Origin of the sequence: Veillonella sp. (genome assembly GCF_032470285.1) — a bacterium.
Taxonomy (GTDB): domain Bacteria; phylum Bacillota; class Negativicutes; order Veillonellales; family Veillonellaceae; genus Veillonella.
Genome location: NZ_JAWEKP010000007.1, coordinates 43630 through 57565, shown reverse-complemented (window position 1 = coordinate 57565; position 13936 = coordinate 43630). Strand labels below are relative to the sequence as shown.

Below are 13936 nucleotides of genomic sequence, written 5' to 3'. Positions count from 1 at the left end.
TAAAGTGCTTTCATATTAATTAGTCTTAACAGGATCATAATCAGCAGGCACTGGAGCAACGATACTCACAAAGACAATATCTTCCGTTCCAGTATTTTTTGCACCATGACATTCACCCTTTTTAGATACTATAACTTGCCCCTTTGTAAAAGGCACCTCTGTATTAGGCGTTGGATAAAATACACCCTTGCCTTGCAATATAACCCATATATCATCAGAGTGATGATGATAATGTTTTGGTAAGATTTGACCAGGTTTAATAACCCATACTGAACCACCTGTGGAATCAGTTTGATAAAATGGCGTCCTAACAGCGTTCTCCAAACTTTCAACTTTCACAAGTTCCATATCAAAAACACGTTGATCACTCATAATGCTCACCCCTTTCATTGATTAACAACTACCGAGTTCCAGATGCGTATTCACCCATATTAATATCTAGAACCTCTCGAACGGGCTGGATTAAAGAATCCTCGTATTGAACCTTCCACTGAATATCCTGATTCATCTCGCCATTTTGTAACCCCGCAATGGTTTCCCCATCACCTATTATATTACCATGTTCGAAAATATAATTCAACACATTATAAGCATGAAATACTACATGATTAGGATCTACACCGTGAAAGTGATACTGTAAATCAGGTAAAAATAATGTACTCATACCCACAGAATCTACCATCATATCATTGGTACCTTGAATACTAAAATAACGCACATTTACAGCATAATACATGAAACGAGTCACCTCTTTATCAGGATGATTTTCAATCGATTCTCGACTTAAGAACTTACGAGATGGTCCAAATACAACGGCTTTACAAGAGGGATATAATTCTAGTAATGCATCTACATACTTTACAAGCATATCTGCACGTTCTTTGGCCGCTAAACCAGAGGCTAACATATCCGTAGCAAACACCCTGTATTGGCACTCTGCTAATAACTCATCCACATTTGGACAATCCCATACCTGACTACGATCAAAATCATCTAATACAGGCTTATCGATTTTCTCACAATTCGTCACCATCAAGGTCGGTGGAATATCTGCATCAGTATCCTCGTAATGCACCTTATAATTCTGAGGTGCAAAACCAGCAGATTCAGCTCCATAACTAAAGCAATCAATAAGGCCCAAATGCTTTGTGAATACCTCTACCATTGCATCGCGAGTAGGCATATCACACTGCTTAGGCATTAATAACTCAACGAAAAACAAACCACCAGGACGAACAGAGTTATCTGTTAGATCTTGCTTAAATACTTGACTCATAGTCACTCTCCTAATTTTTAACTATTTTTTGATGAATGTATCAGTTTATACCATTTTACAATACCCTCAGGGATTAAAAAGCTATTACCCTCTATTTTTTCTTTCGCCCAACTATAAAGTTCATCCGGAGAAATAATATGTATATTATCTATATGAGCATCAACTAAATTTCACATAATATACATCCTTTACTTTATAGTATATCGGATGTTTATAAGTACTACAATTACGTAACCAATGTTTTATAAATAATATAAAGTCTATATTTTGACTACAGGTTAGAGTAATTTCTATATACTGTGACATGACGTTTATATGATTTAAACATAAGGATTCATATTCAGGTTCAAGCTGTTTACTATTCTCTAATGTTTGTAGAAATTTTGCATATAAATAATCAATACTTTCATAACGATTACCGACCTTACAACTTCCCATATCAAATAGGTTACGATAAGAAATATCTCCAGGTAATACAGATATCCAGTTTAAGGCATACTCTGATACGCCAAACACCGTATTTTCTGGATTAGGTCCATCTAAATCATCCTGTAACCAAGCTGATATTATTTGGTACATACTTAGCATTTCATATTCGTCTAGCTCACTATAAAACTCACCTAACCCATCTAGATCAATCTCTAAATTGGCAATACAACGATACATAAAAACTACCTCCTAAAGGTCTCCAATCTTCTTATAGTAAAAGTATAACTATAATCATGTACCATATTTGCCACATTAGACTTTATTTCTATCTTTGAAGTTAATAATAAAACAACGCATAAATTCAAAAAGACCCGCTTCATGGTCCTCGAACTCATGGAGCGGGTCTTTGTATTAACTTACTAGCATGGGATGGTGAGTTGACAGCGAAACCCAAACGGACTCTACCGGACTCCAACCCCTACTCAATTATAGAGGTTTACGAACCACGTCAAGGATAGAACCATCGCGGTATTCTACGATTGCCACGATGTCTTCGTCTTTGTCGGATACAGGGATATCTTGTGGTTTACCTACCAAGTCGAATGCTAATTGTTGTAATTCTTCAATTGTGTAGATAGGCAAGTTGCTATCTTTGAAGCGTTCAATCAAATCAGTACGAGCTGGGTTGATTGCAATACCGTATTCAGTAACAAGTACATCAACGGAGGAGCCTGGTGTAATTACAGTTGCAACTTTGTCACGGATCATTGGCAAACGACCACGGATCAATGGACAAGTAATAACTGTACATTTAGCACCTGCTGCTGTATCGGAGTGACCGCCAGAAGCGCCCATCAATACACCGTTAGAGTCAGTCATTACGTTTACGTTGAAATCAAGGTCGATTTCAGTAGCACCAAGGAATACTACGTCTAGGTAGTTTGTAGTGCAGTCAGTCCATGGGTTAGCATACATGGAAGCGGACATTTCGATGTGTGCAGGGTTTTTATCTAAAGAAGCTGCTGCAGTTGTATCGAATGTTTGAGTATCGTAAATTGCACGAATCAAGCCTTCTTCAAGCATACCAGTTAAGATACCAGTAGCACCACCGATAGCGAAGCCACCTACTTCACCGCGTTTGCGAAGTTTTTCAGCGATGAATTTTGCAACTGTCAATGGAGCACCACCAGCGCCCAATTGGAATACGAAACCATCTTTAATGATGCCAGCTTGATCAAGGAATTCACCAGCTAGTTCAGCAATTTTAATTTGGATAGGGTTTTTAGTGAAACCTACCGCACCAGAAGCGATACCTTCTGGATCACCAATGCTTTCAACCTCAACAACATAATCTACGTCAGTTTGAGGGATTGCATAGTTGTGTACGTAATCAACCAAATTATCAGTGATGATAACAGTTGTGTCTGCATAGTGGGAGTCAACTTTAGCATAGCCAAGTGCACCACATGCGGATTTACCCATACGACCAGTAGCATTACCACGTGGATCAGCTGTAGGAGCACCCATGAAAGCTACGTCGATATGAACTTCACCAGATTCGATAGCACGAGCACGGCCACCGTGGGAACGAATCACTACAGGGCGTTTCAATACGCCAGGGTTTTGAGTTAAGAATTTACCAAGACGATCGCGCAAGCCAGATGTTTCAATAGCTGTTACAGTGCCGTCTTGAATCATTTCTACCAAGAACTCATGGCATGGTGACAAGGAAGAAGATGCGATAGTAATATCTTTGATACCTTTTGCTTGTACGCGTTCCATAACCATTTTCATTACATAGTCGCCATTGCGCAAGTGATGATGGAAGGACAATGTCATACCATCTTTTACGCCAGCTTTTTCGATTGCTTCATCGATGGAAGCAAGAACTTTATTTGTACCAACACGGCTCATGTGTACAGGTTTACCTGCACGATGAACTTTAGGTTCAATAGCGAATTCACCTTGATATACTTCGCGGCCTTCTAGTGCTGGGATATTTGTTGGGATATCGCGACCTACTTTATTTAACATCGTATTCTGCTCCTTCCTCTAATTCAACTTTAATGCCTGCTGCACGTGCTTTATCAACTACGCGTTGTGCACGAACTACGATAGGACCATCGATCATTTTACCATCTACGGAGATTACGCCTTTATTGTTGCGCAATGCATCTGCATAGCTGTTCAATACCTTAACGGAATGAGCGATTTCTTTTTCGTCAGGAGTGAATACTTCGTGGATAATTTTGATTTGGCTTGGGTGGATACAAGATTTGCCATCATAACCCAAAGCTTTAATGAATTCAACTTCTTCACGGAAACCTTGAGGGTCTTTCACATCGGAGAATACAGTATCGATTACTCGGATACCTGCTTCACGTGCTGCATGAAGGATTGTTTGACGAGCGAACAACAATTCAACAGCTGGTTTATGTTTACCTGTGCGAAGGTCTGCACGATAGTCTTCAGCGCCAAGAGCGATAGCAACTACGCGAGGGCCGTGGCAGATTTCACGAACATTGTATAAGCCACGAACGGATTCGATAGCTACGATAATATTGATTGTACCTTCTGGCCAGCCGTTAGCTTTTTCTACTTCTTCAATTTTCTTCGCTACGATTTCAACTTCAGAAACATCTTCAGTTTTAGGTAAACGAATCATATCAGGTTTAGCTGGAACGATAACATCAAGATCGTCATAGCCATAAGGAGTTTGTGTAGGATGGTTGATACGAACAACTGTTTCTGCACGGAATTTACGGGATTTCAATGCTTCTGCAGTTAAAAGACGAGCTGTGTCTTTTTCTGTAATTGGCACGGAATCTTCGATATCGATCATGATGGAGTCAGCACCGTGAATATCTGCACTGTTAATCATTTTAGGTGTATTACCTGGTACGAACATCATGGAACGAGACAAACGTTTTTTAGCAGCCTCTGTTAATGGGTTTGTTTTAACTTCTGGGAATGTTTTATCGTTAGCCATTATGCTTTGCTCCCCCTTTCCAATGCGCCCAACACGCGAGCTTTAATCGTGTAATCCCAAGCGTTTTTATCTTGTACGGTTACTTTTACGCCATCATAACCGGCTTCTTTCACTGTGTTCAAGATAACAGATTTAATTTGGTCGCCATATTGACGCATAACTTTGGATGTTAATTCGATTTCGATACCGCTAGCAATCGGTTCAACCGTTACTAATGCATCATTTTTTTCGTCGAAGCCAGCTTGTGCAGCTTTTACTAATTGTGCCATGTTGCATCCTTTCCTTGTGAAACATTTATAAAACTCAAGTCTGTACAGGCTCGTCGCGAGAGCCTATACAGACATTGAATACTAACAATTAAATTCTAACACTCCATAGTAATGATTTCTAATTACATGAAACCAGCGATTTTCCACCAAGGGATACCGATTACGTAGTTCAATACTAAACATACAACAGCGGAGATAAGACCAACTGTCCACCAGTCTTTTACATTGTTGTAACCAGCGGAGAAGATGATTGGACCAGGAGCCGCACCGTAGTGAGTTACGGAACCGCCATAGGAATTTGTACCAATTAAGATGAACGCTAATAATGTAGGATCGATTCCTGCGTTAATACCAACGATCAAGAATACTGGAAGCATTGCAGAAATGTATGCTGTACCTGATGCGAAGAAGTAACGAACCGCAACGGAGATTACAGAGATAAGGATAAGCATCATGAATGGATCTAAACCAAAGTTCATGTGAGTTTCTAAGAACTTAGCCAACCATTCGAAGAATTTTCCTTTGGTCAATGCAGAAGATAAGCCCAAGATGCCACCAAACCAAATCAATGTGTTCCAAGCTGCTTTAGTTTTGAGCAAATCATCCCAAGTAATAATGCCACATACAAATGTAGCAATCATCGCTACGATAGCCACTGCTGTAGCATCAATTTTAATACCAAATGTTGGAAGGATCCAACCTGTGATTGCAAGTAGTGCGATGGCGATAAGGCCTTTTTCAGACGCTTTCATAGGACCTAATTCTGCTAAACCATCAGCCGCAATTTTCTTGTTATCAATTTCTTTGACGGATGGACGTTCATACATATAGCCGATGAACGGAATACACATTAACATAATGAAGCCAGGTACGAACATAGCTAATGCCCATTGTCCCCAGTTCAAGGATACACCAGTCAATTTAGTAATGAAGTCTAATGCCAATAAGTTTGGCGCCATTGCTGTAGCGAATAAGAAGGATGTTACCTTTGTTGCAAAGTAACCATTCTGTAAAAGGTACGCACCTGCTTTTTTTGCAGTCTCACCAGGGTAAGAACCAACAGCTTCAGCGATGGACAAGTTGATAGGATATACGATACCTGCTGCACGAGCTGTGTTGGATGGAGTTGCTGGAGACAAGATCAAGTCAAGGAATGCCGTTACATAACCAAGACGAAGTGTTGTACTACCAAAAGCACGAACCAAGTAGTATGCGATACGATGACCAAGGCCAGTTTTACCAAATGCAACAGATAATGCAAAAGCTGCAAAGATTAACCATAATGCTGTATTGCTGTAACCAGCTAATACATCTTTAGTGTTGCTCAATAAGATAGAAGATGTAGCAACACCTAATAATACCGTAATAGGAACTGGGAATGGTTTTAATACCAAGCCCACGATAGTTGCTAAATAAATACCAAATAATTGCCATACTTGCGGTTTGAGACCATCTGGTGTGCCACCAAACCATGTGATTGCGACGATAGCAGCCATAACGCCAACGCGCCATAATTTGTCTTTCATGTGTGTCTTTCCCTTTCTGAATTAATTTAGGCATACATAAAATCATCTAGTCTTCAACAACATAATCGCTCGCGACGTCGATTACATTGATTAAGTCTACACTCATTATATATGTTTAAAAGAAATATGAATAATAGATTACCTTTATAGGGGTTATAAAAACTTTTATATCTACTAATCATACTTTTTATGCATTTTAAGCATAGAATTATAGTCCCAAATGAAAAAAATGCATGTATACCTCCTCAAAAGGATATACATGCACTTACATGGTACTATATTAATCTTAATCTATATTATGAGTTATTATATCGAAAAAGTCCAATACTGAAATAGCATGGATAAACAGTTAGAAAACCTCATAGATATGCTCTATTGATAATTCCTAGGACTTATATTCTCTAAGTATACTATTATCTACAACGGTGTGTTCCTTGTAATAATTACGGACATATTCAATAAAGGTTTTAACAACGATTAAATTTTCCGAATCTTTTGTGTACACCATATTGGTATCACGGGTGATATATTCACCATTTTTACTGCGTAATGGACTCACATAGATATCTTTGTCCTTACAGGATCCAAGTCCCATATACGTCAAGATAGACCATCCTAGACCTGCGCGCACAAAGTGACGACACGTACTCATAGAATTTACGTCCATCGCCACACTTGGAGGCTCGTCAAAATGTTCTGCACACCAAGTTTCGATAATATTTGCCACCGATGCATCTGTTTGGTATTTAATGAACGGTACCTTTACCAAGGATTCAGGCGGCACTAATTCTTTATATACAAGACAATATGGCTCTGCTAGTAACAGTTCAGACTTACCAGACACGTCATAGCCACCACGAGCAAAGGCGACCATACAGTCACCTGTATTAAACATCTTTACTACCTGATGGCTGAAAGCAGTCTTCACTTGAATATGAACATCAGGATATTGTTCGCGGAAAGATCTCAATAAAGCCGGTAGTTCATAATCTGCAAAGTTGATAGATGATGCGATTTTCAAGGTCCCTTGAATCTTGCCAGAAGCGGAGTTCATAGCGTGCTCCAAAGCCTCTTGTTCTTGCATCATTCGCTTGCAGTAATCATAGAAAATTTCGCCTTGTGCCGTGAGGGCAATTCCTTCAGCAGTCCGCAACAACAGAGAATGGCCCAAGGCTTTTTCCATATGGCGCAACCGATAGCTCAACGCTGGTTGCGATAAAAATAATTTTTCAGCAGCCCTTGTAATATTGCCTTCATCCACAACAGTAACAAAGGTTTGCCATTCTCTATCGTCCATACAAACTCCTTTGTTATCGCTTATTACCAAAGATGCGTAATAAGGATAAGAATAAGTTAATGAAATCTAAATAAAGGCTCAAAGCACCAGTGATTTCAATGCGGTCTAAAATTGTTTCATCCTCCATGAGCGCCACTTGTGTCACATTATTTTTAATGCGGTTCACATCGATAGCTGTAAAGATAGAGAATACTACAACACCTACATAACCTAGAACTAAACTAACAGTATCACTAAAGCCACTGAGTACAGTCCAGTTAAAGAAGCGGGCCCCCATCATAACCAAGGATACGATGATCATGCCGAACAATGCCGCCATCACATATGGTGTAAGGGATGATAAATTACGCTTAGTTGTAACCCCTACCACTGCAAAGCCAATGAAGAAAGCAAGAGTACCTATTAACGCCGGAATAACTACATCAAACACATCATATCGCAAAGATACCAAGGTCAATGTGAGACCATTCAAAGCACTATAGAGGAAGAACATGCCACGTAACGTCATTACATTAGCAGAATATGCACGAGCACTAAATAGGAATACCACACCAAGCTCTACTAATAAAATAATATTAAAGTTTTGATACGCAAAACGTAACCAGTTTGGATTTGCTAATGCGGCAAAGCCAACACCGATGGTTGTAAGCAAACCTACAACCATCCACAAGAAAGAGCCTTTTAATCGTTGGGATACGATACTTTCAACCTGTGCAACCTCAGCTGCAGTAGGTCCTGTTACATTATATGGATTCATACTATCCCTCCTTATTTAATTATCACTTATAGCGATTATCGAGCATTGGCAATGCCCGCAAATACCTTACCACGTTCTCCATCGATAGTCACTTCTTGACCTTCGAGGAGCACTTCATGAGCATTTTTAGCGCCTAAAATAACAGGAATACCATACGTAATGCCCGCGATAGCGCTGTCCGATGTATAACCATCTTCCACTGCAATGATACCGCCAGCACGTTTGGCAATGGCCATCAATTCAGGCTCCATTGTACCTACCACTAGGATGTCCCCGTCTTTAAAACTTTCATAATTGCCCTTATGATTAGCAGCAATGTACACATTACCTGTAACGGATTTGCGTAAAATACCATTACCAGACAGGAGCACTCGACCTGCAATATGAACGCGAATCATATTGGTCGTGCCTGTGGCACCAGATGGCACACCAGCAGTAACAACTACGAGGTCACCAGACTCGATGGCGCGAGTGCCGAGAGCACCGGTAATAGCTTGTTTAACCATTTCATCGGAGTTGATGATTTCATGTCCCTTGATAGCCTCTACGCCCCAGCATAATTGCATGCGACGGATAGTTTCCTCATGAGGTGTAACAGCGATGATTTTACAATCTGGACGATGACGAGCCACACTAAGTGCGGTGTGACCAGATTCAGTACATGTCAAAATAGCTGTGGCCCCGAGGTTTTGAGCTACGCGTACACTAGCCAAACATACGGCGCTTGTGGTAGTCATTTCTTCATCCTCACGAGCACGGCTATAGCTATCATAAATTGCAGCCTTCTCCGTTACCTCTGCAATGCGAGTCATGGTTGCAACAGCTTCTACAGGATAGGAACCATTAGCCGTTTCGCCAGACAACATAATCGCATCAGTACCATCCAAAATGGCGTTGGCTACGTCACTTGCTTCCGCCCGTGTTGGACGTGGGTTTTGAATCATAGACTCAAGCATTTGTGTCGCCGTAATAACAGGTTTCCCCAAGTCATTACATTTTTCAATCATCATCTTTTGAAGTACTGGCACCTCTTCTGCAGGAATTTCTACACCGAGATCGCCACGAGCAACCATGAGTCCATCCGCAACTTCCAAGATTTCATCGATATTTTTAACACCTTCTGCATTTTCAATTTTCGCGATAATCTTGATGTCTTTTTTCTCAGACTCAAGAATCCGTCGAATAGCCACAATGTCTTTACCGCGTTGCATAAAGGATGCGGCCACAAAGTCTACCCCTTGTTGACAGCCAAAGCGCAAGTCTGCTTCATCCTGTTCAGATACGGGTGGCAAGCTTAGGGCTACGCCTGGTACAGCTACGCGCTTGCGGTTACCGATTTCCCCGCTGTTTTGAACAGTTGTAACGATATTATTACCTTCGATAGCATCAATAATAAGTGTTACAAGCCCATCAGCCAAGAGGACTTTATCCCCTACGGACACATCGCCTGTAAGACCTTTGTAGTTCACGGAGCTAAGCTCTTTTGTACCTTCCACATCATCTGTAGTCAACGTAAATTGTTGACCGGCTTCGAGAAATACCTTGCCCTTTTTAAATAGACCAAGACGTACCTCTGGACCTTTTGTATCGAGCATTAATGCGATTGGTTTATTCACAATCATCGCCGCATCGCGCACCATTTGCATGCGTTCTGCTTGCTCTTCATGGGATCCGTGGGAGAAGTTAAAACGAGCTACATTCATGCCAGATCGCATCATATCTTCTAAGATGCCAAATTTATCCGTTCCTGGACCTACAGTACATACAATTTTTGTACGTTTCATAATCCCTCCTATGAAAGCAATCCCTAGATAGGATAGTTCATTTCTTATTATATCAATGTTGGTAAAAGCTATCTGTGCCCCACGCAACATATGTCTTTCTTCACCGTTTATATACTTATTGTATCAAGTATATGCTTATTACATGTTGCACCTATATATGCTCATTACATGTCACACATACTTGCGTTAACTTTATATGTTTACTGCACCTCTACGGAGCCCTCCCCTAGAATAGCTTCAATAGCCTTAATGGATTCGTCACTAGGGTCAAAGCACATATTCGGTGGTAAATTAATGCGTTTCCGTTGACGGTGTAAATATAATGACGTTGGCACGGAGCCAGCGGTATTAGTCAACAAGCGTTTTAAAGCTTCACTATTTTCTGGCGTATCATATTGACTATAAATGTGGATTGCCACCTGTTTTGCCTGCCCATAGTTTACCTTTAATGGAGTAATACGGTCTGCAATGATTTGCACGCCCTTTTCATCCGCATCAACGCGACCTTTTACCTTAACGATCATATCGACCGCAAGGAACTGTTGGCTTTGACTAAAGACCTTAGGGAACGCCACTACATTCGTCGCCCCCGAATAATCCTCGATGCGAAGTATAGACATAAGCTCATTGCGCTTTGTCATGCGGTCCGATTTATTTTCAATAAGGCCCCCAAAGGTAATGGTTTGACCATCATATTGCTCTGGATTTTCTACAAGAGCCCCCAGTTCAAAGAGACCTTCTAATTCCTTCGCATAACCTTGCAATGGATGACCCGTAATATAAAAGCCAGTGTATTCCTTTTCATCTTTTAATTTATCGTCTTCCGATAAATCCTCTACAGTAGGAACAGGAATAAACTCTACCGTCTCTTCCATATCACCAAAAAGACTCATAGTGCCCATAGCGGCATCTTTTTGCTCTTTAGCACCAACGGCTTGGGCGCTTTCATACATGTGTAGCAACTGATTCCGGTTTTCCTGGAAGCCATCCATGGCACCGCAGCGAATGAGACTTTCAAGAAGTCGTTTATTCACAACTCGATTATCTACCCGTTTGCAGAAGTCCACGATATCCGTATACAGACCATGCTCATTGCGCTCGCGAATCAAGCGATCGATGGCATTATCCCCTACGTTCTTGATACCACCAAGGCCAAAGCGAATGGCATCGTCTTGTACGGCAAAGCTGCGCTCAGAATAGTTAATATCTGGGCCTAGAACCTTAACATTATGCTTCTTGCAAGAGTTAATGTAATACGTTAACTTTTGCATGTTCTGCATGAAGCTAGTCATGGTTGCAGCCATAAATTCAGGGAAATAGTGGGCTTTCAAATACGCCGTTTGGTACGCGATATACGCATAAGCCGCACTATGAGATTTATTGAAGCCGTAACCAGCAAAGTATACGAGCAAGTCGAATACTTCATTCGCAACGGACTCGGTAATACCGTTCGCTACAGAGCCTTGAATAAAGGACTCCCGTTGCGCCTTTAGAACAGATTCCTTTTTCTTACCCATAGCACGGCGCATCAAATCCGCTTGACCAAGGGAGAAGCCACCCATGGCGGAGGCAATCTGCATAACCTGTTCTTGGTATAAGATTACACCAAAGGTATCTTTTAAAATCGGTTCCAAAATTGGATGTAAGTAGGTAACCTCTTTTTTACCGTGACGGCGGTCGATGAAATCCGCCACCATGCCAGAACCTAGTGGACCTGGACGGTACAAGGCTACCAACGGAATTAAGTCTTCAAAATGCTCAGGCTTAAGGTCCATAACGAGCTTAGTAATACCTTCCGACTCAAGCTGGAATACACCAGACGTATCGCCTTTTGTAAGGATGTCACATGCCGCCTTATCATCGAGCGGAATGGCGTCTAAGTCTAGGTCAATACCACGGTTCGCCTTGATGAGCTTTAAGGCATCCCCCATAACCGTCAAGGTGCGGAGGCCCAAGAAGTCCATCTTTAAGAGGCCTAATTCCTCGATATTATCCTTATCGTACTGCGTAACAAAGCCTTCATCGTTGGCATTTTGTACCGGCACATGGTCATCGAGAGGGTCCGCAGAAATTACGACGCCCGCCGCATGAGTGGACGAATTGCGCGCTATGCCTTCTAGCTTTTTACCAAAATCGAATAACTCTTTAACATTTGGATCGGCTTCGTATAAAGCTTTTAACTCTTTGCCTTGTAGAGCCTTATCTAAGGTAATCCCCAGTTCGTTGGGAATCATTTTAGCGATGCGGTTCACTTCGGCCAGTGGTAAGTCGAGCACGCGACCTACGTCACGAATAACAGCACGAGCCGCTTCTGTACCAAAGGTAATAATCTGAGACACTCGAGCTTGACCGTATTTTCTCGTTACATATTCGATGGCTTGACCACGTTTTTCATAGCAGAAGTCAATATCGATATCAGGCATGCTTACCCGTTCTGGATTTAAGAACCGTTCAAAGAGCAAATCGTATTTCAATGGATCTAGGCCTGTAATGCCAAGTAGATAGGCTACTACGGACCCCGCCGCAGAACCACGGCCAGGACCTACTAAGATATCATGCTCACGAGCATAGCGCACATAATCCCATACGATGAGGAAGTAGTCCTCAAAGCCCATGGTGCCAATAACATCTAACTCGTAATCTAAGCGTTTTTGTAACTCTTCAGAGGCTTCACCATAGAGGCGTGGAATTTCTCGTTCACAAACCTTACGTAAATACGTTTTAGAAGTTTCCCCTTCTGGCACATCAAAGTGCGGCAAGTGATGTTCGTCGAAGTTGAATTCTACGTTACAGCGCTCTGCAATTTTTAATGTGTTTTCAATGGCCCCAGGAATATGAGAGAACAACTGCGCCATCTCATCCCCAGATTTCAAATAGAACTCATCATTAGGGAACTTTAAGCGGTCCACTTCGGCACGGCGACGGCCTGTAGATATACAAACCTTGATATCCTGCGCGTCTGCATCCTCTTTTAAGACATAGTGGAAATCATTAGACGCTACAATGCCAAGGCCATATTCCTTGCTGAGCTTAATGAGCTCCTCTTGAGCCTTTGCCTCCTCTGGCAAGCCATGATTTTGAATTTCTAAGAAGAAATTATCCTTGCCATAGGTCTCGATATACCACTCAATTGAGCGTCTAGCACCGTCCATATTGTCTTGTAAGATATACTGAGGAATTTCCCCTTGAATACATGCACTAAGGGCAATAATGCCCTTGCTGTATTGACGCAATAGATCGCGATCTGCACGGGGTCGATATAGCATGCCTTCTGTAGACGCTTTTGATACGATTTTAACGAGATTACGATACCCTTCCATGGTCTCAGCCAAAAGGATAAGATGTTTTAGTCTTTCACGGCTGCGACCTTCGGGACGATCAAATCGATTGTTTTCCGTTACATATACTTCACAACCGATGATAGGCTTAACGCCTTGCGCCATACATTCTTTGTAGAAATAAATGGCTGCGTACATATTGCCATGATCTGTAATGGCAAGGGCCGGCTGATTTAACTCCTTCGCACGACGTACCATGTCAGGCAAACGACTGATGCCGTCCAGCAAACTAAACTCTGTATGACTATGTAAATGTACAAATGGCTGCATG

Annotated in this window: 11 protein-coding genes; all 11 read right to left on the bottom strand. The window is 41.5% G+C overall.

What is annotated here, in order from left to right; translation table 11 throughout:
• Positions 1–15 precede the first annotated feature (15 nt).
• The 11 genes from E7B10_RS08620 to E7B10_RS08570 all read right to left on the bottom strand — a co-directional run bounded on the left by E7B10_RS08620 (position 16) and on the right by E7B10_RS08570 (position 13935).
• A complete protein-coding gene (locus E7B10_RS08620) occupies positions 16–372 on the bottom strand; it encodes a cupin domain-containing protein (protein WP_024066296.1) in 357 nt (118 codons plus the stop codon).
• A gap of 28 nt (positions 373–400) precedes the next feature.
• Positions 401–1276, bottom strand: a complete 876-nt coding sequence (locus E7B10_RS08615) for a DUF4261 domain-containing protein (protein WP_278618681.1) — start codon at positions 1274–1276, stop codon at positions 401–403.
• A gap of 159 nt (positions 1277–1435) precedes the next feature.
• The gene (locus tag E7B10_RS08610; RefSeq protein ID WP_278605153.1) at positions 1436–1942 is read right to left on the bottom strand and encodes a hypothetical protein; all 507 of its coding nucleotides are present in this window, start codon (positions 1940–1942) and stop codon (positions 1436–1438) included.
• Positions 1943–2191: 249 nt separating this feature from the next.
• The gene (gene citF, locus E7B10_RS08605; RefSeq protein ID WP_024061618.1) at positions 2192–3739 is read right to left on the bottom strand and encodes a citrate lyase subunit alpha; all 1548 of its coding nucleotides are present in this window, start codon (positions 3737–3739) and stop codon (positions 2192–2194) included.
• A complete protein-coding gene (locus E7B10_RS08600) occupies positions 3729–4694 on the bottom strand; it encodes a CoA ester lyase (protein WP_004695279.1) in 966 nt (321 codons plus the stop codon). The genes citF and E7B10_RS08600 overlap by 11 nt, the downstream gene beginning before the upstream one ends.
• Positions 4694–4963, bottom strand: a complete 270-nt coding sequence (gene citD / locus E7B10_RS08595; protein ID WP_008715023.1) for a citrate lyase acyl carrier protein — start codon at positions 4961–4963, stop codon at positions 4694–4696. Before citD ends, E7B10_RS08600 begins: the two co-directional genes overlap by 1 nt.
• 122 nt (positions 4964–5085) lie before the next feature.
• Positions 5086–6489 (bottom strand): anion permease, encoded by a 1404-nt coding sequence (locus E7B10_RS08590; protein ID WP_008715021.1) that lies wholly within the window; start codon positions 6487–6489, stop codon positions 5086–5088.
• Positions 6490–6874: 385 nt separating this feature from the next.
• Positions 6875–7786, bottom strand: a complete 912-nt coding sequence (locus E7B10_RS08585) for a LysR family transcriptional regulator (RefSeq protein WP_287511281.1) — start codon at positions 7784–7786, stop codon at positions 6875–6877.
• Between the two features lie 13 nt (positions 7787–7799).
• Positions 7800–8543 carry a Bax inhibitor-1/YccA family protein gene (locus tag E7B10_RS08580; RefSeq protein ID WP_287511282.1) on the bottom strand — a complete coding sequence of 248 codons (744 nt, stop codon included), beginning with the start codon at positions 8541–8543 and terminating at the stop codon, positions 7800–7802.
• 35 nt (positions 8544–8578) lie between these two features.
• Complete coding sequence (gene pyk, locus E7B10_RS08575; RefSeq protein WP_287511284.1) at positions 8579–10327, bottom strand: pyruvate kinase; 1749 nt, start codon at positions 10325–10327, stop codon at positions 8579–8581.
• 200 nt (positions 10328–10527) lie between these two features.
• Positions 10528–13935, bottom strand: coding sequence for a DNA polymerase III subunit alpha (locus tag E7B10_RS08570; protein ID WP_287511286.1), 3408 nt, complete (start codon positions 13933–13935; stop codon positions 10528–10530).
• Position 13936: the final 1 nt, after the last annotated feature.